This is a genomic window from Pseudomonas sp. 14P5.3.2 (genome assembly GCF_057799175.1).
On sequence record NZ_JBYOKU010000001.1, the window covers coordinates 58,983 to 83,651 of the forward strand.

28 protein-coding genes are annotated in these 24,669 nt (G+C 61.7%); 15 read left to right on the forward strand and 13 right to left on the reverse strand.

Annotated features, from left to right (window positions below):
- Positions 1–62 precede the first annotated feature (62 nt).
- Together AC27VU_RS00260 and AC27VU_RS00265 are read right to left on the reverse strand one after the other, a co-directional pair.
- Entirely contained in the window at positions 63–515 is a 453-nt protein-coding gene (locus tag AC27VU_RS00260) for a DUF805 domain-containing protein (protein ID WP_103483515.1), read from the reverse strand.
- A 15-nt stretch (positions 516–530) separates the two neighbouring features.
- Complete coding sequence (locus AC27VU_RS00265) at positions 531–878, reverse strand: hypothetical protein (RefSeq protein WP_003225099.1); 348 nt, start codon at positions 876–878, stop codon at positions 531–533.
- A 583-nt stretch (positions 879–1,461) separates the two neighbouring features.
- Here AC27VU_RS00265 and AC27VU_RS00270 point away from each other — a divergent pair.
- From AC27VU_RS00270 to AC27VU_RS00340, 15 genes are all read left to right on the forward strand, one after another.
- The gene (locus tag AC27VU_RS00270) at positions 1,462–2,403 is read left to right on the forward strand and encodes a sigma 54-interacting transcriptional regulator (RefSeq protein WP_003225097.1); all 942 of its coding nucleotides are present in this window, start codon (positions 1,462–1,464) and stop codon (positions 2,401–2,403) included.
- Between the two features lie 82 nt (positions 2,404–2,485).
- Positions 2,486–2,728: a type III secretion system major pilin HrpA gene (locus AC27VU_RS00275; RefSeq protein ID WP_488723115.1), complete on the forward strand. Its 243-nt coding sequence runs from the start codon at positions 2,486–2,488 to the stop codon at positions 2,726–2,728.
- Between the two features lie 68 nt (positions 2,729–2,796).
- Positions 2,797–3,714 carry a DNA-binding protein gene (locus AC27VU_RS00280; RefSeq protein WP_003225093.1) on the forward strand — a complete coding sequence of 306 codons (918 nt, stop codon included), beginning with the start codon at positions 2,797–2,799 and terminating at the stop codon, positions 3,712–3,714.
- Between the two features lie 32 nt (positions 3,715–3,746).
- Positions 3,747–4,103: a type III secretion system inner rod subunit SctI gene (sctI, locus tag AC27VU_RS00285; protein ID WP_201137602.1), complete on the forward strand. Its 357-nt coding sequence runs from the start codon at positions 3,747–3,749 to the stop codon at positions 4,101–4,103.
- Positions 4,104–4,112: 9 nt separating this feature from the next.
- The gene (sctJ, locus tag AC27VU_RS00290; protein ID WP_103483513.1) at positions 4,113–4,907 is read left to right on the forward strand and encodes a type III secretion system inner membrane ring lipoprotein SctJ; all 795 of its coding nucleotides are present in this window, start codon (positions 4,113–4,115) and stop codon (positions 4,905–4,907) included.
- Positions 4,904–5,533: a hypothetical protein gene (locus tag AC27VU_RS00295; RefSeq protein ID WP_262141775.1), complete on the forward strand. Its 630-nt coding sequence runs from the start codon at positions 4,904–4,906 to the stop codon at positions 5,531–5,533. Before sctJ ends, AC27VU_RS00295 begins: the two co-directional genes overlap by 4 nt.
- Positions 5,502–6,107 carry a type III secretion system stator protein SctL gene (gene sctL / locus AC27VU_RS00300; RefSeq protein WP_262141776.1) on the forward strand — a complete coding sequence of 202 codons (606 nt, stop codon included), beginning with the start codon at positions 5,502–5,504 and terminating at the stop codon, positions 6,105–6,107. The genes AC27VU_RS00295 and sctL overlap by 32 nt, the downstream gene beginning before the upstream one ends.
- Positions 6,108–6,170: 63 nt before the next feature.
- Positions 6,171–6,392, forward strand: a complete 222-nt coding sequence (locus tag AC27VU_RS00305; protein ID WP_003225084.1) for an HPr kinase — start codon at positions 6,171–6,173, stop codon at positions 6,390–6,392.
- On the forward strand, positions 6,379–6,789 hold the full coding sequence (locus AC27VU_RS00310) for a type III secretion system chaperone (RefSeq protein ID WP_003225083.1): 411 nt from the start codon (positions 6,379–6,381) through the stop codon (positions 6,787–6,789). Before AC27VU_RS00305 ends, AC27VU_RS00310 begins: the two co-directional genes overlap by 14 nt.
- A gap of 13 nt (positions 6,790–6,802) precedes the next feature.
- Positions 6,803–8,788 (forward strand): type III secretion system outer membrane ring subunit SctC, encoded by a 1,986-nt coding sequence (gene sctC, locus AC27VU_RS00315; RefSeq protein WP_262141777.1) that lies wholly within the window; start codon positions 6,803–6,805, stop codon positions 8,786–8,788.
- A 100-nt stretch (positions 8,789–8,888) separates the two neighbouring features.
- On the forward strand, positions 8,889–9,083 hold the full coding sequence (locus AC27VU_RS00320; protein ID WP_146774697.1) for a hypothetical protein: 195 nt from the start codon (positions 8,889–8,891) through the stop codon (positions 9,081–9,083).
- The gene (locus AC27VU_RS00325; protein WP_003225079.1) at positions 9,076–9,426 is read left to right on the forward strand and encodes a hypothetical protein; all 351 of its coding nucleotides are present in this window, start codon (positions 9,076–9,078) and stop codon (positions 9,424–9,426) included. Before AC27VU_RS00320 ends, AC27VU_RS00325 begins: the two co-directional genes overlap by 8 nt.
- A gap of 98 nt (positions 9,427–9,524) precedes the next feature.
- The gene (locus AC27VU_RS00330; protein ID WP_262141779.1) at positions 9,525–9,923 is read left to right on the forward strand and encodes a type III secretion system chaperone; all 399 of its coding nucleotides are present in this window, start codon (positions 9,525–9,527) and stop codon (positions 9,921–9,923) included.
- Positions 9,924–10,055: 132 nt separating this feature from the next.
- The gene (locus tag AC27VU_RS00335; protein WP_262141780.1) at positions 10,056–11,396 is read left to right on the forward strand and encodes a pectate lyase; all 1,341 of its coding nucleotides are present in this window, start codon (positions 10,056–10,058) and stop codon (positions 11,394–11,396) included.
- Between the two features lies 1 nt (position 11,397).
- Positions 11,398–11,715: an HrpW-specific chaperone gene (locus AC27VU_RS00340; RefSeq protein WP_262141781.1), complete on the forward strand. Its 318-nt coding sequence runs from the start codon at positions 11,398–11,400 to the stop codon at positions 11,713–11,715.
- A 55-nt stretch (positions 11,716–11,770) separates the two neighbouring features.
- On the opposite strand, the gene AC27VU_RS00345 is transcribed toward AC27VU_RS00340, so the two are convergent.
- The 11 genes from AC27VU_RS00345 to AC27VU_RS00395 form a co-directional block, all read right to left on the reverse strand.
- Positions 11,771–12,382, reverse strand: coding sequence for an aspartyl/asparaginyl beta-hydroxylase domain-containing protein (locus AC27VU_RS00345; protein ID WP_262141782.1), 612 nt, complete (start codon positions 12,380–12,382; stop codon positions 11,771–11,773).
- A 78-nt stretch (positions 12,383–12,460) separates the two neighbouring features.
- Complete coding sequence (locus tag AC27VU_RS00350; RefSeq protein ID WP_488723116.1) at positions 12,461–17,422, reverse strand: AvrE-family type 3 secretion system effector; 4,962 nt, start codon at positions 17,420–17,422, stop codon at positions 12,461–12,463.
- A gap of 125 nt (positions 17,423–17,547) precedes the next feature.
- A complete protein-coding gene (gene sctU / locus AC27VU_RS00355; RefSeq protein WP_003225071.1) occupies positions 17,548–18,639 on the reverse strand; it encodes a type III secretion system export apparatus subunit SctU in 1,092 nt (363 codons plus the stop codon).
- The gene (sctT, locus tag AC27VU_RS00360) at positions 18,636–19,436 is read right to left on the reverse strand and encodes a type III secretion system export apparatus subunit SctT (protein ID WP_488723117.1); all 801 of its coding nucleotides are present in this window, start codon (positions 19,434–19,436) and stop codon (positions 18,636–18,638) included. The genes sctU and sctT overlap by 4 nt, the downstream gene beginning before the upstream one ends.
- Before the next feature lies 1 nt (position 19,437).
- The gene (gene sctS, locus AC27VU_RS00365; RefSeq protein WP_003225065.1) at positions 19,438–19,698 is read right to left on the reverse strand and encodes a type III secretion system export apparatus subunit SctS; all 261 of its coding nucleotides are present in this window, start codon (positions 19,696–19,698) and stop codon (positions 19,438–19,440) included.
- 7 nt (positions 19,699–19,705) lie between these two features.
- A complete protein-coding gene (gene sctR / locus AC27VU_RS00370) occupies positions 19,706–20,359 on the reverse strand; it encodes a type III secretion system export apparatus subunit SctR (RefSeq protein ID WP_003225064.1) in 654 nt (217 codons plus the stop codon).
- Entirely contained in the window at positions 20,356–21,387 is a 1,032-nt protein-coding gene (gene sctQ, locus AC27VU_RS00375; protein WP_488723118.1) for a type III secretion system cytoplasmic ring protein SctQ, read from the reverse strand. The genes sctR and sctQ overlap by 4 nt, the downstream gene beginning before the upstream one ends.
- 1 nt (position 21,388) lies before the next feature.
- The gene (locus tag AC27VU_RS00380; protein ID WP_488723119.1) at positions 21,389–21,940 is read right to left on the reverse strand and encodes a type III secretion system HrpP C-terminal domain-containing protein; all 552 of its coding nucleotides are present in this window, start codon (positions 21,938–21,940) and stop codon (positions 21,389–21,391) included.
- A complete protein-coding gene (locus tag AC27VU_RS00385) occupies positions 21,937–22,389 on the reverse strand; it encodes a type III secretion protein (protein WP_488723120.1) in 453 nt (150 codons plus the stop codon). Before AC27VU_RS00385 ends, AC27VU_RS00380 begins: the two co-directional genes overlap by 4 nt.
- Positions 22,376–23,731 (reverse strand): FliI/YscN family ATPase, encoded by a 1,356-nt coding sequence (locus tag AC27VU_RS00390; protein WP_488723121.1) that lies wholly within the window; start codon positions 23,729–23,731, stop codon positions 22,376–22,378. The genes AC27VU_RS00385 and AC27VU_RS00390 overlap by 14 nt, the downstream gene beginning before the upstream one ends.
- On the reverse strand, positions 23,731–24,663 hold the full coding sequence (locus AC27VU_RS00395; RefSeq protein ID WP_338802040.1) for an FHA domain-containing protein: 933 nt from the start codon (positions 24,661–24,663) through the stop codon (positions 23,731–23,733). Before AC27VU_RS00395 ends, AC27VU_RS00390 begins: the two co-directional genes overlap by 1 nt.
- Positions 24,664–24,669 lie beyond the last annotated feature (6 nt).

Consider the following 24,669-nt stretch of genomic DNA (forward strand, 5'->3'; position numbering starts at 1 on the left):
CATGTCGTACAAACAAAGAGACGGCCATGAAGGCCGTCTCGTTCAACGTGCTGCGGGGTGACTCAGTTGTTGCCTTTGCGGTTCGGCCCGAAACGGTTTGGCCCCGGCTGGCTGTCTTGCACCAGGAACACCAGGTTGACGATCGGCAGCAGCAACCACCAGCCGCTACGGTCGGTGTCGTGCATGCGGCGCGCACCGGCGGCAATGCTCGGCAGGAACATCGCCAGGCTGTACAGGTTGTAGAGCACGCCCTTGGTGTTGAGCATTGCATCGAGAACGCCCATGACAATGCAGATACCCAGGTTGATCAGCACGAACATCCAGTATTCGCGGCGAGTGGCGCGGCCTTTGAATTCGGCGTAATTCTTCAGCGCTTCCACGTAAGGGTTGCCCGTGGTGATCGCGGGACCGCTTGCATAGGACTGTTGAGTTGCCTGAGGTGCACCGCACTGTGGGCAGGCCACAGCCAGACTACTAATCTCCTTGGCGCAACCACGGCAGAAAACCAAGCTCATATTTTTTCCCTAAAATTATTCAATCGATAGACAGGACAAAACGAACGCGGCAAGGCCTGACAAAACAATGCCGGCAATCGCGAGGTTTCTTCCTGGGTGTTTTTGGTTGATACAGACGATGCCGCAAGTGAGGCCCGCAAGGCTGAGAATGCCCACACCGACAATCGCATCCCTGTCCCATTCGGAATCATCAAACAGGGTAAGTGCGCTGATAATTCCGAGGATCAACGAAACGATGGCCAGCCAGGGTATTGCAGCTTGCGTTTGCGGCACGCAGGCCTGTTGGGCAGCCCCGCATTGGGGGCAGGTGAGCGCCGTTTCGTGTAGCTCCTTGGCGCAAGCACGACAATAGACCATTGCCATCGTTTTCCTTAACTGAGTGCGAATGCCCGACCCTCCATCGGTCGGGGCGGCGGTAAGTTAATAGTTATTGCAAGATTTGTCATGCAGCGTTTGTATAAACAGCCTCTCAATGTTTAATCCGAGAGAAAGTAAGCGGGTATTACCATTGGCTATTCATTTTGAGATCCCTGAAGTTTTCTGGCGCTTTTTGAGGTGTACTTTCGCAGATAGCGTCAAGATGTCAGGGTTATTGATATTCCCTATGATTGAGCTGTTGAATTTCAATTTTGCCGGCTCGAACGGGCTGCATAGACTGCCTGACAGCGGATGTCTGCTCGATTGACAGTCGCGCGGCAGATTTGCGCAAATACAAGTCGCCGTCGTTCATGCAAGCATTGCCGGGCAGATCCAGTCAGTGGGGGATTGGCTGTGAAAATGAACGCCGGGTACCTGCTGATCTCTATCGTCCAGAAAAAAAAGAATGGTGTGGCAGGCATACATTGCGTTCGCGACGTCGATTCTCCTTCCAGTGTTTTGCGTTGAGGAAGGTGCGGCGTTCTGTATTCCTCGAGCCCGACAGAAGTGATCATCATGAGGGAACAAGATGACCGGGGGTTTTTCGAATAATCACTCTACGCATTGGGAACATGAAGTTCTCGACAGTGCAGGGACGCTGCAAGCTTTCATAAATAAGGCTGCGCCATTGAAGGTCGATATGGTGCTGGAAGGCGAAACCGGCACCGGCAAGGACACGCTGGCCCGACGTATTCATCAATTGTCCTGTCGCGAGGGACCGCTGATTGCACTCAACTGTGCAGCGGTGCCCGAACAACTGGCCGAGAGTGAATTGTTCGGGGTCATGGCCGGCGCCTATACCGGCGCGTCAAAGTCCCGGGCGGGCTACATCGAAGCCTCCAACCACGGCACGCTGTATCTCGACGAAATCGATAGCATGCCGTTGCTGCTCCAGGCCAAGTTGCTGCGTGTGCTGGAGATGCGCGGTATCGAGCGCCTGGGCTCGACGCGCTTTGTGCCGCTGGATCTGCGGGTAATCGTCGCCACCCAGACCCCCCTGGAAAAACTGGTGGAAGAGGGAAAGTTTCGCCGCGACCTGTTTTTTCGCCTCAATGTGATCAAGATCCAGCTCCCCACCTTGCGCTCGGGCCTGCAACACATCCAGCCGTTGTTTCAGCGCTTCGTCAATGAAGCCGCCGTGCGTCACCATCAACCGATTCCGCAACCCGACCCCGACCTGCTCAAGCGTCTGCTCAGCCATCGCTGGCCGGGCAACATCCGAGAACTCAAATGCGCTGCCGAGCGTTTCGTGCTGGGCATGCCTGCGTTGCAGATGGATGCACCTTTCGGTGATTGCCAGTCCGGCGTGCCGCTCAAAAGCCATTTGCGCCTGTTCGAGAAAACCCTGATCCAGGATTGCCTCAGCCGTCACGACAAGTGCATTGACGCGGTGATCAGCGAACTGGGGATCCCCCGACGCACCCTTTACCACCGTATGAAAAGCCTGAGCATCGATTCCCCCGAGCTGTGATCTCGGGTTTGTGCGCATCGATTTGCCGACCTCATGGAACCGCTTCCGAGAATCGACCACTCACTGTTCGAACACCATTGGGGTGTTCAAACAACCTTCGATTATCAGGAGTAACACTATGGCCGGTACCGCATCCCTTGGCGCTTCGATGGCTGCCATGACGCAGATGGACGCCACTGCTGCAGCAACCACCACCATGAACGCCCAGGCTCAGTCCAACAAGATGATGACCGATACCGTGAACGGTATCGCCAGCGCCTATCAGGACTCTGCCACCAAAGCGCAGAACGCTGCCCAGCAGACCGGCAAGGCGATCAACTACTAAGTGGTCGTGGGCTCTCTCGACTCCGGTCGAGAGGGCCATGACTTGCGCAGTCAAGCAGGAGCACATCTATGTTTTCCACTTCGATAAGCATGCCCCAGACCACCTCGTTCCAGGGCGGTTTCAATACCTCCGGCCTGGGCAATCTGCAGAGCAACTCCGACAGCGGCGCCGGGCAGATCGCCTCGTTGCTGGGCGAGGCACTGTTCGAGAAAAACGGCAGCGGCGCGAACATCCGTGATGCGAAAAACCCGCTGCTGGGGATGATCGCCGACTACATGGACAAGAACCCGGACAAATTCGGCAAACCCGACGATGCCAACGGCAAGGTTCGCAGCTGGCGTGATGAGCTGAGTGAGGACAACTACCTCAACAAAGAGGAGAAACAGGCCTTCACCCAAGGTCTGGAAGGTCTGATCAAGGACATTCTCGGCGGCGGCACCCAGAACGGCGGCAACGTCGGTGGCAGCAATGGCGGCTGGAATCCGGGCGCCGGCAATACCGGCAACAGTCAGGGCAGTGGCGGTATCCAAGACTTGCTGTCGTCGTTGCTGGGCAATCTGGGCGAAGAAAAACTCGACAACCTGCTCAAGCCAACCGGCAACCCCGTGCGTGACGCGAAGGGTGAAATGGCTTTCTCCAACGACGACAAGGACGTGCTCAAGGAAGTCGCGCGTTTCATGGACATGCACCCGGAAGAGTTCGGCAAACCGGACGGCAAATCCAAGGACTGGATGGGCGAGTTGTCCGAGGGCGATCTGTTCATGTCCAAAGGCGAGAGCAAGCAGTTCCAGAAAGCCATCGACATGATCAAGGGTGAGGTCAAGGGCAGTGCCCAAGGCAATTCACTGGGCGGACTGTTCCCCAATGCCGAGCAGAACTTCCTTAACGGCGGTGCCGGTAACACCCTGAAAACCGACGCCAGCATCGCGGCCGGCAACGTCTTGTCGGTGCTGGTACAGCAAAGCTCCACCAGCTATCGCGGCTGATTGTAAACCTTCGTCCCGGCAGGAGAGCGTGAATGGCGATTACAGGGGTAACAGTTAACCACTCGGGTCTATCCGTTACCGAAGGGCTGCCGCTCAGGCCGCCTGCCGAGGCGGACATTGCCTGGTTTAACTCACAGATGCAGCAGGCCGCTGCCCGGCCACCGCGCGAGGAGGCGGCAGATTCGCCGATCGCCCGGGCTTCTACGGCCCTGCAAAAGGATGCCGACAAGGCCGATCGAGACTTGCAGCGAGCATCGCGCTCCACCGATCCGCAGCAGGCGTTGCAGGCCAACCGGTCCTTGTCCTCGTTTTATCTGGAGAGCCTGCTCAGCGCCAAACTGGTGAGCAAGGCTGCTCAGAGCGTAGAAAAACTCACCAGTCTTCAATAAGGCCAGACCATGCATTTCAAGGCATTCAGGCGGCTTGTGCCGGCGCTGATGATCCTGCTGCTGTGCGGTTGTGGCGAGCGTATGGAGCTGCATCGCGACCTCTCCGAACAGGACGCCAACGAAGTGCTGGCGGAACTGGCCGGCAAGCACATCGATGCGCAGAAGCGGCTGGACAAGAACGGCGTCGCGGTGCTGGTGGCGACCCGTGACATTTCCCGGGCGGTGCGGGCGCTCGAAGCCGTGGGGTTGCCGCGCCGCTCGCGCTCCAGCCTGGGTGAAGTGTTTCGCAAGGAAGGGGTGATTTCCTCGCCGCTGGAAGAGCGCGCGCGGTACCTCTATGCCTTGTCCCAGGAGCTGGAGCAGACCCTGTCGCAGATCGACGGTGTGGTGGTGGCCCGGGTTCACGTGGTGCTGCCGGAACGGGTGGCGCCGGGCGAACCGGTGCAACCGGCGTCGGCAGCGGTGTTCATCAAACACCGCGCGGAACTCGACCCGGACAGTGTACTGCCACGCATCCGGCGCATGGTTGCCAGCAGCATTCCGGGAATCAGCGGCGCCGATGACAAGAAACTCGCGGTGATCTTCGTGCCCGCCCAGAGCTATCAGGAGGCCGAGGAACAGGTGAGTATCGGCCCGCTGCGCATGACTCAGGAACGCTGGCAGTTCTGGCAGTGGCTTGCCGGGCTGTGTGTGCTGGCGGCGTTATTGCTGGCGGGCGGATTGCTGGTGCTCAACCCGCAATGGCGTCAGCGCCTGGGCAAAGCGGTAGGCGGGGCGAGACCGACGCCGTCCGATCCGCGATGACTGTGCCGGCGGTTTCTCCGGAGCAAGCGCTGGCCTGGGTGCGCTGGTGGGTGCAGGGCGCACGGCAAGCCGAGGCTGATTGGGCTTTGGGCGAGCAGAACGTTGCAACACACTGCCTGGCGTTTTTACGCAGTCATTCGGGGCCGTGGCTGGATGCGCATCTGGGCATGAGCGCCGATTGGCCCGCCACACCCAACCCCGTTCTGTTGCCGTTGCTCAGCCTGGATCGTGAGCAATGGCGGCGGGTGTTGAACCTGGTGGCAACGGTCTGCGCGGGCAGCCAGACCCCGCAACCACCGGGCTTGAGCCAGCCCGAACTGATCTGGTGTCGACGTCTGGGCAAGGCGCTGCAACCGGGAAACTGGTTGCCGCCGACAGCGTTGGCCGACACTGCCGAGATTCGCGGCCTGCGCCTGTTGCGGGCGTGGGTGGGGGAGTCGGCCTGGTCTCGCTTGCGTCTGACGTTTGCCCGTTCGCGCGTGGTCGATGCCGAACGTGTGAGTTTCGCTTCGCTGCCGGGGCAACGCCTGACGAGCCTGTGGCAGGCCGTCAGTTGGTACGCCCTTACTGTCCCGAATGAACAAGGAACGCCCCATGTTGACTCGCCGCTGTCTGACGTTCAGTGATCCTCAGGCGTTGCCCGACGGCCCGGTTCTGCGCCGTGAAATCCTCGAACAAAATCTGTTGGCCAGTCAGCTGCTGGAGGCTGCCCGCAGCAATGCCGAAAGCATCCTCGCTCAGGCACGCCGGCAGTCGGCGCAACTGGCCGACGAGGCCCGTGAGCAGGCACGGGCCGAGGTCTGGCGTCAGGCGGACGCGCTGCTCAACGAATGGCAGCAGCAGCGGCAACAGATGTGGACGGACATTATCGCCAGTGCCGAAACATTGGTCAGCGAGGCCATGCAGTGTCTGTTGGGCGAAACGGTGCAACCGGAGCGTATCAAGGCGCTATTGCGCCAGCTCGCCGCAGCTCAGCCCTCGGATGAAGCAGGCGTGCTGCACTGTCATCCTGCAGAGCTGGATGCCGTCAGCCACCAGTTGCAGACGACGCAAGCGCTGTGGAGTGTCCGCGCCGACCCGCAACTGCCGCCGGACAGCCTGTGCCTGCGAACGGCGCTGGGGGATTTCAGCCTGTCGTGGGGCGCCCTGGTCGCCCAGGTCTGGCCATTGCCGCGAGTCCCGGCGCAATCAGTGCGATAACGCATGGAACCAAACTCGAAGGCTGACCACTCAGTGGGCAGTTTTCGGACCTGGAGTCTCACCATGCTGTCTTCTGATGCACTGCGCCGCCGTCTCGACAACACCTTCGAACACACGCAAAAGGATCTGGATTCCGCGGCTTTGTCACTGGATGCGTTTTCCCCGGATGACTGGCACGCGTTCAACTCGGCGATCCGCCAGTCCTCCACCGCCAGTTGGGCGGCCAATCAGGAAATTGTCGTCAAGCACAACCTGGCCAAGGCAATCATCAATGAAATCCGCTGAGCTGAGCGTCACCGTGCAACGCTGGCTGGACAGTGGTGAGGGCGAGCTGACGCTGCTGATCGATCAGCAATCGGTGCGCCTGCAACGGCGACCCGCCGGAGTGCTGTGTTGTGCCGGATTGAGTGTCGCCTGGCGCGGTGGCGACGCCGACCTTGAAGCGGCTCTGCGTTTGTCCGGCCCCAGTCTCGGACGCTTCAGCGCCGCCCTGGCGCTGGACCCGCAGGAGCGGCGTCTGTGTCTGGTGCGCTATCTGCCATTCGACGGTGTCAGCCCGATCATCGCCGCGCTGGAAGCCTTGGCCAATCAGCGTGAAGTCTGGGAAGCGATGCTGGCCCATACCCCGGCACCGGTGCGCCCTCGGCATCACGCTCTACCTTTGGGGCACCGGTATGTTTAAGCATTTGTGCGGGATGTCCCTGCTACTGGCACTGTCGTTGCCGACCCTGGCTGCGGTCCCCGCTGACTGGGGGCAATCGGCTTACGCCTACGAAGCCACACAAACTCCGCTGGACACCGTGCTCAGGGATTTCGCCAATGCCTTTGGGGTCGGCCTGAGTGTGACCGGTGTCAGCGGTATGCTCGACGTCAAATTGCGCGCGACCAATGCCGTGGAATTTCTCGATCGACTGGCGCTGGAACACCAGTTTCAGTGGTTCGTCTACAACGGCAAGTTGTACATCAGCCCCCAATCGGCTCAGGTTGCACAGCGCCTCGAAGTGTCGGCCGATGCCGCGCCGGATCTGAAACAGGCGCTGACCGATATCGGCCTGCTGGACAAGCGTTTCGGCTGGGGCGAATTGCCCGATGAAGGTGTGGTGCTGGTCAGCGGGCCGGCGCGTTATGTCGAGCTGATCCGCAGCTTCAGCAAGGAGAAGATCAAGCCTGACGAGAAGCAGCAGGTGATGATGTTTCCTCTGCGTTTTGCGGCCGTCGCCGACCGGCAGATTCAGTACCGCGAGCAAACCGTGAGCATTCCCGGCGTGGCGGCGATTCTCGAAGGGCTGCTGGAAAACCAGCGCTCCACGACGCCTTCAGCGCTGGACCCCAAGGCCAATATCAATGCGCTGCAGAGCATGGCTGATACTGCCCGGGGCAAGATCGTGCGTTTGGCCACGGAGCGGGTCAGCGGCCGTGCCGAGGTCAAGTCCAACGCCAGTGGACAGCGGCGCGTTGCCGCTGATGTGCGCAACAACGCCGTGCTGATTTACGACAACCCGGACAAGCGCGGGCAATACCAGCAACTGATCGAGCAGCTGGATCTGCCGAGCAAACTGGTGGAGATCGACGCGATCATCCTTGATATCGACCGCAGTCAGTTGACCACCCTGGAGTCGCGCTGGTCGGCCCGTGCTGGCAGCGTCACGGCGGGTAGCTCGCTGCTCGGCAGTGGCTCGTCGACCTTGTTCATACGCGACTTCGACCGATTCTTCGCCGAGATTCAGGCACTGGAGGGGCAGGGCGTGGCCTCGGTGATCGCCCGTCCCTCGGTGCTGACCCTGGAAAATCAGCCGGCAGTGATCGACTTCAGCCGCACGCAGTACATCACCGCCACCGGCGAACGCGTGGCGACGATTGAACCGGTTACGGCCGGCACCAGCCTGCAAGTGATTCCGCGCACCATTGCCGGCGGTGGCGACAATCGTTTTCAGTTGATCGTCGATATCGAAGATGGCCAGCTGGAGCAGGTTCGCGACCAACAGACGCCGACCGTCAAACGCGGCACGGTGAGCACTCAGGCGGTGATCGCCGAAAACCGTTCGCTGGTGATCGGTGGTTTCCACGTCGATGAGCGTGGCGACCAGCAGCAACAGGTTCCGGTGCTCGGACAGATTCCGTTGCTGGGGCCACTGTTTTCCTCCAACAAGCGCCAGACGTCGCGGCGCGAGCGCTTGTTCATCCTGACACCACGCCTGATTGGCGACCAGGTAGACCCGGCGCGCTATGTGGCCAGTGAAAACCGCGGGCAACTCGACCGGGCGCTGGCGTCCGGCCGTGAACCGGGAAAACCTGCGATTTTGCGTGCAGCGATAGCCGCGACTTTTGCCGGTCTGGTCAAGGGCGCTATCCCGGGTGATATCAAACAGTCATCATCTGGTGCGGCCTTGGGCGACCTGTGTAAAGTGCCAGCGACGCTCACGCTGGATCGGCAGCGGATGCAGTGGTTCAACGCAACGGATTATCGGGTGGCGGTCGGCGTGGTGAAAAACACCAGTGCCACACCGCAGCGCATTGACCCGGCAGCTTGTTCAGGATCACAGACATTGGCCGTAACAGTTGCGCCCAAGTTCCTGTTGCAACCTGGTGAATCAACTGAGATTTTCGTGGCTTTACGACCGACGGCGACTGCAACGCCTGCGGCAACACCGGCACGGATATCGATGTTGCCCCCACAGTGATGGGGGTTATAAAAAATAACGAGACCTGCATCGTTTTTTCGCCGTCCTGCCCAATGGGTGGCCGAAAAAGGATGTAGCGTCCGACAAGGAAGGTGACGAGATGAAGTTGTACCAGGCCATTATTGTGGCAGCGAGTCTGCTTTTGTTGAGCGCTTGTACTTTAATTCCAGAAGCTTCATGTGGTTCAGGTGATTGTCAGCAACTTGGCGCCAATAATGCCGAGTTGAATGTCTGGTGGTCTCCCGCATTACGGGATGGCGGCGGCGAATACAGTACGGTGTCTCTGAATGACTGAAACGATTTTGCAAAGTACCGATCAACAGGATTTTCTTGCGCGTATCGGCGAGAAGCAGGCCAGTGCCTGGCAATGGGCTCCGGGCATTGAGTTCGTGTGTCGCAAGGAGAGTCTGGGCTGGGGGCTGGCGCTGAATATCCAGCGTCAGGCACAACGTCCCGATTTGTTTTCGGACGCGCTTAAACGGCGTTTCGAAAATGTTGAATCCTACGACGGTTACTACATTTGCCTGGATAGCCAGCACACTTTCGTGGTCTGGCATGAACTCAACAATGAATATCAAGGAGAACAACTACAGGCGTTACTTGCTCAACTCTTGTCGCTGGCCGGGTTGAAACACTGATTTCGCAATGTTTGTTCTGAACGGAACTCCTCGTCGTTGTTTTTCCACTCATGTTTCGTACCGGCAGCTGTCCGGCGAAATCAACTACAGGAAAAGCAATGGCGAACTCCGAGTCCATCATCCAGCGTTTAATTGCCCAGTTGGCCAGCCAATTGGGTACGCCACTTACCTTTCAGCGCGGCGTCTGTGCGTTATATGACCGCGACCATATTCAAGCGGCTGTCATCGAGTTGCCGGAACACAGCGAAACCGTGGTTTTGCATTGTCGCCTGGGCACTGCGCAACCGGGGGCGGAGAACCTGCAACGTCTGCTGAGCATGAACTTCGATGTCGCGACTTTGCGCGGCTGCTGGTTGGCCCTGGATCAGGGCGACGTGCGCCTGTGTACTTCCCGTGAACTGGCTCGACTCGATGAAGACACCTTCGGTGGGCTGGTGCAGGGCTTTATTGCCCAGGTACGGGAAACCCGTGTGAGTCTGGCCCGTCTGCTCAATTGATCGACGAAGGAACTGCCTGTCAGCGCCGGCCACACAGAGGGCGTGTCGCCGCACAGTGCTGCGGCGAGCACGGTGGATCGGAGGCCATCCCGGCCTCGATCCGGACTCTCTCAGCAACGGGGTACGATGCAGATGGCAGATTTCAGTGTTTTTTCAGGGCTTTCACAGAGTGGGTCGGTGGCCGGTTTGTCGCTGGATCAGAGCACGCTGCCAGGTCAGAACGCGCCGTCCGGTGCTTCCGGGTTGCATGATCTGGCCAGCATGCTGGCCGAGATGTTGCTGGGCTCATCGTCGGGCAAGGAAGCCGGCGCCTCCGACCAGAGCGCCGGCGATGATTTGCTGCAGAAGCTGCAAGGGTCGGGCAAGGACGGGCAAACCGCCACCGAGGGCAGTGGCGGCGAGTCGTCCAAAGAGTTGCTGACTCAGGTCTTGATGGCACTGTTCGAGAAGATCCTCGGCGGCGACGGTGCTCAGGGCGGTGACGGCGCACAGGCCAAGGGTGTGGGGGGCACGCAAGGGGCTGGCGCTGGTTCGAGCCCCGAGGATCTGGTCAATACGCTGATGAAGAGCCTTGGCGAAGGCTCCCTGAACAGCGCGATCAGTCCGACTGCAGAGGGCGGCGGACAAGTGTCCGGCGACGATCGACTCAAGGAGCTGCTGGAGATGATCGCCCAGTTCATGGACAGCCACCCCGATACCTTTGGCACGCCGGGAGCCGACGGTGGTGGCACATCAAGCAAGGGCGGCGCACCGGTAACCGGCAACACTGTGCCGGTGTCGGACGCCGGTGTCAGCCCGAACCCGGAAGCTGGGGCACCGGTTCTGGACAACAGCGGTGCAGCGCCGGTGATGTTCCCGACCGCTTCGAGCAACCCGACCGTGGTCAACAGCACCATCAAGGTCGGGCCGGGCGAAGTGTTCGACGGCGGCGGCAAGACCTTCACTGCCGGTGCCGCACTGGGCGACGGTGGTCAGGGCGAGTCGCAGAAACCGCTGTTCGAACTGGCTGAAGGCGCCACTTTGAAAAACGTGATCATCGGCGAAAACGGCGCTGATGGCGTGCACGTCAAGGCAAACGGCGAGGAGCCAGTCAACGTGGATAACGTGCACTGGACCAATGTCGGCGAAGATGCCCTGACGGTGAAGGACGGCGGCGCCAAGACCACCCACCTGAACATCACCAACAGCAGTGCCCAGGGCGCGGCGGACAAGATCTTCCAGCTCAATGCCGATGCCAACGTCAATGTCGACAACTTCAAGGCCAAGGACTTTGGCACCTTCATGCGCACCAACGGTGGTCAGCAGGGCAACTGGAACCTCAATCTGAGCAATATCAGCGCCGAAAACGGCAAGTTCTCCTTCGTCAAAAGCGACAGCGAGGGTTTGAACATCAGCACTCACAACATCGACCTGAAAAACGTGCAGAACGCTTACAGCAAGCTGCCCGAGTCGACCCGGTTCCAGGAGGTCTGACATGAGCGCCCAGCCTTCAATCCCGAGCAGTTGGAAGGCGCTGGTTCATGGCAATGGCGAGCTGGATGCCCGTCAGCGTCAGGCGTTCGAACAGGCCATCGCTCTGGTCAGTCAGAGCTTGCGGGCGAGCCTCGAAAAACCGGCGATTCGCCGCAGTGAGCGCTTCAGCCTGGCGCGTTACATCGACAGCCTGGAACAGGATTTCCAGCCGCATGGCGCAACGGATCAATTACAGCAGGCAGCTGCGCTGACGGCCTACTGGATTGTCCGTTTGCTGGCTGAGCGTTTGCAGGAAGCGAACGCTCAGCCGCGCCGCTAACGGCCACCATAAAAAAACGGGTACCTGGTGACAGGCGCCCGTTTTTTATTGCGCTTCAGTGCTGGCCCTGCAGGCGTGCCTGCTTGAATTCCAGATAAAGGATCGTGCGCGGTGCATCGCTGGCATTGACCACAAAATGATCCTGCGAGCCGTCGAAGATCACCGCCGTGCCGCAGCGATGCTGATAAAACTCGCCGGCAACGTTCAGGTAGGCGTAGTTGCGTTCGGCGGCCGCGCCCAGGGTCAGGTGCATTTGCAGCAGGCCTTCCTCGCAGACCTCGGGATGACGGTGAGTGCTGAGCCAGGCGTGAGGCTCCAGTCGAGCGAGGGCGGCGACCTTGAGCCCGGCCAGGGTTTCGAGCAGCGCCACCGTGCGCGGCAGTGCCGCCCGGGCGGGAGGCAGTACCTGATCGCGGAACAGCAGCGGGTATTGCACCCAGTCGCGGTTACCACCGGCGTCGCCCCAGCCTTTGAGCCAGCCATAGTCGCCGCCCTGTTGCAGGTGCGTGGTGACTTCGTGGTGAATCTGTTCATGAGCCTTGTCAGTGCGGTCGATGTCGAGCACCGGCGCTTGCAACGTCAGCACCTCGTGCTGCATCAACGGCCATTGCGCGGCCAGTTCGGCCAGTAACGGAAAATCGTCGAGGGGATAAAACGCAGGACGCATGTGGCCTCCTTGGAGAGTCTGGATAATCGCTTGGAGAAAAAGCCGTGGCCACGCGGACCACGGCGAAGGCAGGCAGGTTCAGCTCTTGAGTTGCAGGCCGTCTTTCTTCAAGGCATCCACCGTAGCCTTGAGCGAAGCCCCAGGCCTTGAGAGTTCGCCGTCGAGGAAGTAACTCTTGGGGGTGTCCTGATCCTGGCCATAGCTGAAGTTGATCTTGCCCAGCGTCTTGTTGACGTTGAGCGAAGCACTGCTGCTGTAGCTGACCAAGGGCAGCGGCGAGGTGAAACTCTCGGGCTGGTTGACGCTCTGGAACACGGTGATGGCCTTGATCCGCATGTTGTCGCGGTCGCTGAGCAGCGCCGCCAGTTCCTTCTGCGACAGGTCGCCTCGGCGGCTGCCTTCATCGATGCGGTCCTGCACCGAGTCCTTGAGTTCAAGGCGCACTCGCGCCAGGGTTCCCGGCGTGCCTTGCAGATCCTTGACCAGGGCCTTGAGCGTCGGGTCCTGGCCGAGCAACGCCGAGACGCGCTCAGCGTTGCTCGGCGAGTGCATCGGGCTGACCAGACTCATGACCTTGGACACCACGCCTTGCTCGTCCAGACGCGAGAGGTTGGTGTAGGAGCTTTCAAAGCGTCCGCCGTCGAGCAGGCTGTGTCTGGCCTCCGCCGCCTGTTGCTGCACGCCGGCCCGCTTGAGCGCGCGCAGGGCTGCGTATTGCTCGTCGTTTTCCGCCGGTTTGTCGGCGAAGTGTCGCTGCAGACCGTCCAGTTGCTTTTGCAGTTTTTCCTTGGGGCCGAGGCCTGCGTAGTCGGCATGTGCGGTATCGGCCAGTCGCGTCAGTATCTGTTGTGACGCCGGATCCTTGAACGCGGCGCCGAGGCTGCCACCGAGTTTGCTCAGGTTGGCACTGGTCAGCGGTTCGGCTTCCTTGAAGGTGAATTTGACGCGTTTGCTGGTCTTGTTGTCGACGTTGACGGTCGCACTGCCACCCAGTGGCGCGACCACGCCCTGCGAGGCGCCGGACGGCTGGGCATTGCTGCCGGCGAGCTGGGCGCGGGCGAACAGTGAACCGCCGAAGCTGTTGAGCGCGCGCGGACGGTTGCGGCTGCTTTCCTGCAACTCGCCCTTGTTGCTGTGCTGGTCGAGGGAGTAGTTGGTGTAGTTGAGCAGGTTGACGTTGACCGTGCCGCCGACACCGACCCGTGCGGCGGCGGATAACGGCGAGCTGTCCTTGTCGCTGATGCCAAGGGCGACGCGCATCTCGGCGCTGGCGCTGGCATTGACGTCGACGTTGAAACGCAGGCCTTTCTGGGTTTCGTGATCGACGCCTTTTTTCATCACTTCAAGCGGACTCATCTTGCCGCTGAACAGGTTGTCGACGAACTGATCGATGCCTTCGTCAGGCACGGTGAACACCACGCCGTCACGCTGAGTGCGGGTGGCGGTGCCGGTGACGTCCACGCCCAGGCGAAACGCCGGGGTCAGTTGCCGATCATTGCCGATATCAACCTTGGTGAACTTGTCCACTTCGCCGGCCTTGAAGAACCCCGGCCAGTAGTCCTTGCCGCCACCCACGCCACCGCTGGCCATCCCCGAGCCTTCACGTTGCAGGTACACGGTCACGCCTTTGTCGCCACGCTCGGCGTTGAGGTTGTAATTGCGCCCGCCACCCACCGCACCGCTGGGCCACGGGCCCATGCCCTTGTTGGCCAGCGACACGAACGGCGTGCTGAGGTTGAGTCCGTAGCTGCGTTGCAGGGCAATTTCGTCGTCGGGGTGTTCGAGTTGCTTGAGCGCCGACTTGAGCTGGTCCGCCAGTTCCGCCTGGGTCTTGCTGCCGGTTGCGGCCCGCAGGTTGACGCTGGTGGCGTGGTCTTCCTTCTTGAACCCGTTGAGGAAGGCCTTGATGCCGTCGTAGGACGCTTCGAGGTTGGCGTGATCAGTGAAACCCATGTCGGTGATCTGCTTCACCGGATGTTCACCGTAGGTCTTGTCCCGCAAATCGCTGAATTGCTTTTTCAACTGCGCCAGCTGCTGGCTGTTGTCGGCGTCGGGGCGGAGCATTTCCACCCTGCCCAGCAGGTCGCCGAGGTCCTTCAGCGTCACCACGTCCAGCGCCAGCCGGGCTTTGGTCAGTCCTTGGCTGTCACTGGCGTCACGGCGTTGCCCGAGGGGAATATCGGCCTTCTGATGAGAGAGCTTCATGCCGTTGTCCTGCAGGGTCTTGAGCAGGGCGCCGGTGGGATTGTCCGCTGACGGTGCAACCTGCTTGAGTGCGCCTTGCACCTCCTTGAGCAGGTCATGACCCGAGCTGGCGATATTGAGTTTTTGCCCGAGGTTTTCCAGTTTCATGCTCAGTTGCGTGCGTCGTGATGCCGGCGCCAGTTCGCCGTGAATGTTCAGCAAACCCTCCTTTTGCTGCAGCAGTTTCGACTTGCCGTGTTGCTGGCCCAGATGCCGGGTGGCCCGCAGGCTGTTGTCCTCCAGCTCGCCGCGCAGGGATTCGAGATCCTGCAGCAGGTCGGCGCCTTGCGGGCCAAGATCGAGCTGACTGATCCGCGACTTCAGATCGCGCCCCGGCGGCGCGGCGGGCTGATCGTGATTGAGAATTTCCAGACGCTTGAACAACTCGCCTTCGGACTTGTACAGCGGACGCAAACCTTCGCGGCCGTGGTGGTGATGCTGGATGTGGTTACCGATATTTTTCAGTACCCGCGGGGTTTCCAGCGTCGGTTTGAAAATGTTGGCGCGGATGAATTCACGGGTGGGTGCACGGTTGGAATTTTCCACGTTGCCACGGCCCATGAAGTTGGCATTCAGGCGTGCGGTGAGGCCGGTACCGGGAATTCTTGCGGTTTTCTCGCCGCCGCGCACTCGCGTGAACAAGTCGCTGAGGGCGTTATGGTCGGCCGGGCGCGGTGTCACGGGTTGCCAGGTCTGGTCCTTGAGCTGCAAGGGCGGTTGCTCGGGGTTGTCCCTGACGGTCACGTTCAAGCGATTGTCATCGCCGGTGCGGATACTTTGCAGCCGTTGCCCGGCCGGCAGCGGCACGGGTTTCCAGCTGGCCTCAGGGCGCGGCTGGTCGGGCTTGGCCTGCCAGTCATCCTTGGCCAGAGTGAACAGTTTGCCTTCGGTGGTCAGCGCATGCAGGTTGTGATTTTCGTCCAGTGCCAGCGAGGCCACGGTGCCTTCCAGATCGAGGCGGCTGAGGTCGCTGCTGGTGCCGTCGGGATGATGCGCGGTCAGGCGCTGGTTGCTGTCCTGGGCGACAAACTGCTTGTCGTTGAGCATCGCGAATGCAGTGATATGGCGCTCTTCAAGGCCGGCCAGCGGCTCGCCCAGTGCAACCTTGGTTGAGCGCGGCGGCTGGTTCAGGGTGTGGCTGCCGCCGACGTTGACGGTATTGTAATGGGGGCTGACATCGAGCTTTTTCAACTGCCCGTCCTGCAGCAAATAAGCTTTGCTGTCGATACCGCGCTGCAACTGCTCGACGTCCTTGATGCCGGTGTCCTTCCAGTCCTGACTGGTGGAGTCCCAGCGCTGCACACGCTGATCGCTCAGGCCCACCCGGCCCAGCCGATCAAGGTCGAAGGTCTGCGCCGGCGTTGGCGCGGCACTGCCGGGCAGGCCGCGCTTGTTGTCCAGCACCAGCGCGTCACTGAGATTCCAGCCATCCTTGAGGCGCAGATTGGGCTCGTCCAGCGCATGGGTGTGGGTCTGCCCGGCGCGATCGCTGAGCAACACCTGCAAACCGCCCTGATTGTCATGGAGCAAACCGCTGACCTGATGTTTGCCGCCCAGGCGTTCACCTTCGGGGTGGAAGTGCTCCTCGGGCATCAGTTGCAGGGTCGACGATTCGGCATCGATATCCGCACGCTTGACGCTGTACAGACGACCTTCAGTGTCGCTGACGAACAAGCGCTCAGGGCTCAGTCCGATGTGCCTGGCTTCGGCCAGGCCGCCATTGAGGATCAGCGTCTTGCCGGCGCCGGTGGCCGGGGTTTCCTGTGCCAGATCGAACAGGTGCAGGGTACGGTTCTGCTCGCCACTCAGGGTCGCGACATGCTGATCGGCGCCGACCGAAAAGGCCTTGAGTTGCGGAATTTCAACGTGCGGTACATCGCGGCTGGTGAGGTCCACCAGATGATCGCCGATCTGTCCATACAACTTGCCGTTGCCCTGACTCGACAGATGGCTGAACTGCATGTCTTCGCTGCCCGGCGGCGTGCTCCAGGTGCGGCTGGCGTGATCGAATTCGTAAAGCTTTTCTTCGTGCAGACGCAAGGGCTGACCGTCGCGATCCTGATGGATTCCGGTCAGATGGCCGAGATGCGCGCGGCCAATCGTGTCCAGTGCGTTGCCGGTGTTGACGCGTGCTTGCTGGTCTTGCAGGACCAGTGTCGGTGACTGACCTTTGCCGGTTTCCTGCGGGCCGGCCGGCTGGCTGCTGCGCAGCATTGTCACGGCGATCGGCGTCTGTTTGATGTGCAGCAAATGGCCTTGGGACTCCAGCAGCAGATGGTCCTCGCCATTGCGGTCACTGGCGCTGGCCTGATAGTGCTGCCCGGATCGGGTCAAGGTGCTGTGCAGCAGATCGGCCACCGCAGCCGGTTTGAAATCACTGAATTGCGGCTGGCCCTTGGCATCCAGATGTATCTCCGGCGACTTGTCGTCGCTCGGCGTGCGGCGCTGAATGCGCTCTTCCTGACCATTGAAGTGCGCGGCGTTGCTGCGGCTCAGTCGCGGCGTTTGCCCGGTGTTGCCGGCGCTCGAAGACGAGGCCTGCGGTTCGCTTTCCAGTGCCGCCGACGGATTGGCGTTGCTGGCCGAGGAGGAGGGGGCCGACAGGCGAGGCGTCGCCTGGGTGTCCTGTTTGACATGGCCGACCAGGTTCAGCAGGCGTCGACCCAGATCTCTCAAGGTGTGACTGCTGCGCTGGGTCGGTGCCTGCTGCTGTTGTTCCAGGCCCAGCGGGTTGTGGGTGGTCTGCGGGAGGGGCGCCAGCGTCGGCGACGCCGCCCGTTGAATCGATGACTCCATGGGAGAGCTCCAGGTCATGGACTGACACGGCGGGGTCGTTACGTCCGCCTTGGGCGTTCAGGAAAAATTCCTTTGCCCTGAGTGGCCGGCGCCGAGAGCTGGTTCCTTGATGGTTCCTTGGTGGTTCAGTAGGGTGTGCCGGGCATTTCAATGGTCTGCTCCTGCAGCTGATCGTCGAGCTCACGCAGCAGGCGATAGACCTGAGCCACCGCTTGCAGGGTTTCACGCGGGATGAACTGGCCGACTTCGCTGCGATACAGCGTGCGCGCCAGCCACACGTAACGAATCACCGGCACGCCGGCCGCCCGGGCGCGCTCGATCAGCTCCCGCGCCTCGGCATCGTGGCCTTTGCCGATGATGCGTGGCAGCGGGGTTTGCTGCGGGCGATAGAACAACGCCACGGCATAGTGGGTCGGGTTGACCAGCAGCAAGTCGGCTTCTTCCACCGGCGCCTTGGCCGCAGCCGCGCCGGCCGGCTGCTGGAGCATTTCCCGGGCCAGCGACTTGCGGTGCGACTTCATGTGCGGGTCGCCTTCCATTTGCTTGAATTCCTTGCGCAGGTCTTCGTGGCTCATGCGCTGACCCTTGATGAAGAAGTACTTCTGCAGGGCGAAGTCCACCACCGCCAGCACCAGCAGCAAACCCAGGCAGATACGCGAGAGGCGGCGAAACAGGGCGATCATGGCTTGCCAGTAAGTGTCCAGGTCAGCACTGGCCAGACCGATCAGATCGCCCAGCGCCGGCGGCAACACCAGGTACAGCACCACACCGATCAGCAACGCCTTGCACAGGCTGTTGAGCAGGTTGAACAACTGGCGCGAAGAGAACATCTGCTTGAACTGATTCAGTGGATTGAGCCGCTCGAAATCCAGCTTGAGCGCTTCGGGCGCGAACAGCGGCCCGAACTGCACCCAGCCACCGATCAGGCGCATGGCCACGGCAATCCCCAGCACTGGCAGCATGAACAGCAACAAGTCCCAGCCGGCCTTGGTCAACACCTCGCCGACGCCGGCGCCGAACGGCCGGCCGATCTGCTGCAGGGGCAGGTTCATCAGCGCCTTGAGCCTGGCGATGCCGCCGTCGGCCAGCCCCAGGATCAGCTCGAGCAGTGCGCCGAAGATCAGCAGTTTGGGCACGTCCTGGCTTTGGCCTACCTGACCTTTCTTGCGGGCATCGGCGAGTTTTTTCTGCGTCGGCTGCTCGGTTTTTTCGCTCATGGCGTGGCCTTGAGCAGCAAGGGCAGCAGGTGTTTGAAGTCGCCCAACTGCGCCAACTGGCCCTGGCCGAGCCAGCACAGCATCGGCAGATAGAGCACCAGAAAGCCCAGACCGACCAGGCTTTTTGCCGGCATCGCCAGCGTCGACACCTGCAACTGCGGGCTGTACAGGCTGAGAATCGCCATGCCGAACTCGATCAGCAACAACAAACCCACCAGCGGCGCGGCGTACAGCACCATGCAGCGAAAGGTGCTGGCGAGCAGTTTCAGGTAAAGATCCCAGCCATCCGCAGCGGGCATTGGCAGCCAGTGATTGGCCGGCCACACCGCGTAGCTGTCCCAGATCACCTGCGTCAGCGCGGCATAACCGCCGCCGAGGATCAGCAACAGAATCAACAGTTGCTTGAACATGTGCCCCAGTTCCGAGGTGTTGTCGCCTAATGCCGGGTTGATCTGGCCGCCGATCAGCGCACCGCGCTGGTTGTCGAACAGGCAGCCGATGGACTCAAACATCCAGAACGGCATCGCCAGCAACAGGCCCAGCAGCAGGCCGATCAGGCTCTCTTTCAAGACCAGCCCGCCAAGGTCGATCCAGCCCAGGTCGTGACCGGTCAGACTGGCGCGGATGCCTGGCATCGGCACCAGCGCCAACGCCAGGACGATGGCGTGGCGCAGCATGCCCTTGATCTCGCGAAAGGCGAACGCCGGCACCAGAAACAGGCAGGGATAGAGGCGCGCCATGCCTAACGTCAGAGCGAGGATGGATTCGGAGACTTCAGTGAAGGCCGGCTGGAACATTTCAGGCCCTCGTCTGCGCGATCATGCTGAATGCCAGGTTGGCCAATTGCATCAACTCGACGCCAATCCAGCGTCCGGTCAACGCCAGAGCGATGCCCACGGCGACAAGTTTGATCGCGAACGGCAGGGTCTGGTCCTGCAACTGCATGACCGCTTGCAGCAACGAGGTCAGCACGCCGACGATCACCGCCACGATCAACGGCGGCGCCGACAGCACCACCACCAGCAACATTGCCTGCTTGAACAGCGTCAATGTATCCATGGCGCCCTCACAGGTAGCTGTAGAAAAGGCCATCGAGCAGTCGTGTCCAGCCATCGACCAGCACGAACAGCAGGATCTTCAACGGCAGGGAAATGGTCATCGGCGCCACCATTTGCATGCCCAGCGCGAGCAGGATGTTGGAGACGATCAGGTCGATCACGATGAAGGGCACGTAGATCAGAAAACCGATCTGGAACCCGGCCTGCAATTCCGAGAGCACGAACGCCGGGACAATCAGCAGCAGGTCGTCGCGGCTGGCCTTGGCCGCCATCGGCGCCGGCCACATGCGCTGAGTGTTTTCCAGCAGATGGGTCTGGATGTCGGGATCGACATTGCGTGACATGAACAGGCGCAACGGCTCCAGCACCTGGGTGCCGGCGCTTTGCATGGCGCTGAAGTTGTCCATGCGTTGCGGCAACTGCCGGAAGCGCTGGCCCATGTCGTTGAACACCGGCGCCATGATGAACAGCGTCGCCGCCAGCGCGATGCCGTACAGCGCCATGTTCGGCGGTGCCTGCTGCACACCGATGGCGTTGCGGGTAATCAGCAGCACCATGGAAATCTTCAGGAACGCGGTGCAAATCATCATCAGCAGCGGCACCAGCGACAGGGCGCCGAGGAACAGGGCGAGGGTCAGCGGGTCGACATCCTGCACATTCACAAGCGCGGCTCCAGCCGGGTGATCTGCAAGCCCAGACGGCCTTCGATGTCGACCAGTTCGCCCTGCGCCAGCACCCGCTCGCCGTGACATAACGTGGCTTCCCCCGGGGTGCAGCCGTTGAATCGCAGCACCGAGCCGACCCCCAGATTACGCAACTGGCCGAGGCTCAAGTGGAGGCTGCCGGCACGCAAGGTCAGGGCCAGCGGCAGGTCGTCAAAGCGCGTGGATTCTGCACCCGGCGCTGAGGGCTGTACCTCGCTGGACACGGGTTGATCGGCGAGGGCGAAGTGATCCAGAGAGGCATTCATCGTCAGGTCTTCCAGTTCGGTGAGGGTGAAGTGCAGGGCAGTGCCCGGCAATTGACGCAGGTGCAGACGGCAGGCGCCGATCTGCAGGCTGCCCTGGCCGTCGGCGCTGAACAGGGCCTGGTGGATAAGCAGAACATCACCCGGTTGCAGGCCGAGTAATTCGCCGCGACTCAAGCTGCAATGTCCCAGCAGCAACGGGATATGCACGGGCCAGATCGGGTCGTTATCGTTGCCGGGATTGCTTTGCCAGGCCGCGTTTTCGAGCCAGCGCAGCAAGGTCTCGGCGCTGATTCGCAGACGGCTGGTGTGGGTGCCCAGCGTCGCGCCGCGCAGCTCCAGCAGACAGTCCAGCCCCGGCACGGGCGGTGCAATGACCGTTTGCAACGGGCTCCATATCGCCTGCAGTTCAGGGGCCAGATACTGGTTGTACAGCGGCCAGTACCAGGAGCATTGCGTGCTGGCAGTCAGTGGGTCGGCAAGGATCGCCGGGCATGCGGAGATCGCACTCAGCAGTGGTTCTGCGTTGTCCAGCCAGAACCGGCCGCAAACTGATTCGAGCGCTGTGGTGGGCTCGCTATTGAAGGCGGTCGGGGCCAGCCGTAGATGAAGGGTAGTGGGCGCCGGTTGCGTCAGGTTCAGGCACAGGCCCGCGCCCAGGCGCTCGCGCACCTGGGCTTCGGCCGACGACAGGTTGCGCAGGCGCAACGCTTGCACGGTCATGTCAAACGCCCTCCCGGTGCAGCCGCAGGCGCACCGCACGTCCCAATTGCCGGGCAAGCCACGTCGCGCTGGTCTGCTGCAGTGGTTCAACCTGACGCCACGCATCCGGAGTCATGTGCACGGCGATTTCCAGCGCCGCGCCGTGGTGGATGACATTGACCTTGACCGGGCCAAGGTTGGGCAGCTCCAGATGCGCTTCGAGTACGCCGGGTTGCGGATCATCCAGATGCTGCTCCAGACGTTCCAGCAGTGCTTGCCACCAATCGATGTCGCGCTGCTCCGGTGCCGCCGCACTGTCTGCGGAGGAACCGGAATTCTGCTGCTGCGGCTCCTGAAAACCGGCACCGCCAAAGTCGGCCAGCAGGTCTCGGTCGAGGTTGCCCAGGGTGTCCAGCAAGTGTTCGAAATGCTCGCTCTCGTCACGAATTTCACCGCGCAGATCCTGGCGCCGTTCGGTTCTGGCGGGCCAGGTCGAGGCCGTGGTTTCCTGACGTGGGCGCGGGGCTTCGGGCATACGCGGTGGCGGTTTGAGCGTGGCGTGGCGCGGATTCATGAGGCATCCCGTGCGAGGTCGCGCAAATAGTCGAGTTTCTCCACATCGCGCTGGCGCCGCCGCAGTTGCTGCTCGCTGTCCGCCGTCCATTGCTGCTGTTGCCGATGTTCGTCCTGCAAGGCCTGATAGCTTTGCTCGACCCGCTCGATTTTGCGCAGAGCCTGTTGCTCGCCGACCAGCCACTGGTTCATCTCGGTGAGCAGCAGACGCCGATTGACGTGGGCGTCGCGTTGGTCAATGCGACCTTGCTGGTGTTGGTCACGCAGCTCGCGCAGCTCACCGGCCAATTGTTCGAGCCGGCCGTGCAAGGCGCTGAGCACCGAGCGTTGGCGGTGCCAGGCTTGTTCGGCCATGGTCAAACGGTGGCGGCGGATCGGCAGTAGCAGATCGAGCGTCGGTGTCAGGTCGGCATTGGCCGGGGTCTGGTAATCGGAATCAGACTGGAGCATGGGCGGTTACCTGCAGAAGGTGATCCAGGGTTTCATCGAGCGTCACCGGCTCGCGCAGCGATTGCTGGAGGAAGGCCTCGATGCGGGCGCGAGCGTCCACGGCGCAATCGGTCAGCGGGTCGTTGCCAGGCTGGTACTCGCCGAGCTTGATGAGCATTTCCACTTGCTGATAAGCAGCCATCAGTCGGCGCAACTGTGTGGCCCCGTGTTGCTGTTCGGTTCCCACCACATTGCTCATTGTCCGGCTCAGGCTGGCGAGAATGTCCACCGCCGGGTAATGCCCGCGTTCGGCCAGGCGCCGGGACAGCACGATGTGGCCGTCGAGCAGCGAGCGCACCTCGTCGGCGACCGGATCGTTCATCGAGTCCTGTTCGATCAGCACCGAATACAGCGCGGTGATGACGCCGTCGTGGGTGCGCCCGGCGCGTTCCACCAGACGCGGCAACAGGCTGTAGACCGACGGCGGCAAGCCACCGCGCCCGGCCGGCTCACCGCTGGCCAGACCGATCTCGCGCTGGGCACGGGCAAAGCGGGTCAGCGAGTCAATGATCAGCAGCGTCGACTTGCCCTGCTGGCGGAAGCCCTCGGCAATCGCCGTGGCGGTGAACGCAGCGCGGGCGCGCTCCATGCTGCTGCGGTCGGAGGTGGCGCAGACCAGCACGGTGCGGCTGCGCAGTTCGGCATCCAGTTCATGGTCGAGAAACTCACGCAGCTCGCGTCCGCGCTCGCCGATCAAGCCAAACACGATGGCCTGACACGGGGTATTGCGTGCCAGTTCGGCGAGCAGGGTGGTCTTGCCGCAGCCGGCGCCGGCGAATATCCCCACCCGCTGGCCTTCACCCAGCGTCAGCAGACCGTCGATGGCGCGCAGCCCGGTGGCCAGCGGTGCTTCGATTCGCGGGCGCTCGCTGGCGGCAGGGGCATCGCGAATCACCGGCAGCGCGCCAATCGCCCCGGCCTCGGCAAACGCCTGCGGGCCTTCGCCGTTGAGCGCGCGGCCAAAGCCGTCGAGCACGCAGCCTAAAAGGTGATCGCCGACCAGCAGACTGTGCGGCTGGAACAGTGGTGTGACTCGCGCGCCAATGGCTATCCCGTCCAGCGCGCCGAGGGCCGCCAGCAACGTGTGTTCACGGTCGAACCCGACGATTTCGGCCATCACCTCGCTGCCGTCGGCACGCTGGATCTGGCACAGATCGCCGATCCGCGCCCGGGGCATGCGGCTGTGCAGCAAAATGCCGCTGACCCCGGTGATGCGCCCGTGGATCGCTACCGGTGCGCAGTGTTCGATCCGTTGCCGATGTTGCCCGCACCATTGCTGCAACTGTGCGATGGCATCCTGCATCACCAGCTCACCTCAATGCGCCGATCACCTTCGAACACCACTTGATGTTCGCTGATGCCGACCAGCCGCACGCCAGCCACTTCGTCGCCGAGAAACAAGCGCCGGCCATCGCTGGTCAACACGTTGGGCAAGCGCGCCAGACTGATCTGGACAATGCTGAACGGCAGCAGCGGGGTGGCTTCGGGCAGGTCGCTGAGCACCTGCAACGGGCTGCGATACTGCTGCTCGAAACGCAGCAGCATGCGTTCGGTCGATTGCAGCAGATCGTCCTCGTCGAAACGGCCTTTGAGCAGGATTTTGCCCGGTTGCTCGACGAGGCTGATCCGGCTCTGCAACTCACGCTCGTTGAGCATGTCTTGCAGAACCTGACGGACTTCGGCGGCATCCTTGAGCGCGGTTCGGCCCGGCACTGGCAGCGGCGTCGGCGGTTGCGCCGGGGTGTTGATGCCCCAGATCAATGTGGCGAGAAACAGCAACAGCGCACCCAGCATCAGCAATGGGCCGAGCAGCGAACGCGAGCGAGTCGGGGCGGCTATGTCAGCGTCGCGCTCCGCATTCATGGGCGGCAATGGGGTTTCTGTCGATGCCTGCGGCTGATCTTCAGGCTCTTCCTCGGCGGGCCATTCGGTGTTGGCACTGACCACCGACAACCAGACACCATTGAGGGCAAACGGCGTGCCCGGTTGCAGGGTGGCGATGGCATCGACCTTGTGCCCCTCGCTGTCGGTGACCGGGCCGTCCTTGCGGGCCAGCGACCAGGTGTCGTCGACCAGCCGCAGCAGGCAGTGGCGATCCTTGATGCCGGGGTCGTACAACGCCAGGTCGGCGCTCTGGGCCGAACCGATGCACCATTCGCCACCGCTCAACGGCAGCGCCGCACCCCGGTGCAAACCGGTGAGCACGCGCAGCTCATACATCATCTCGGGTTTCATCGCATC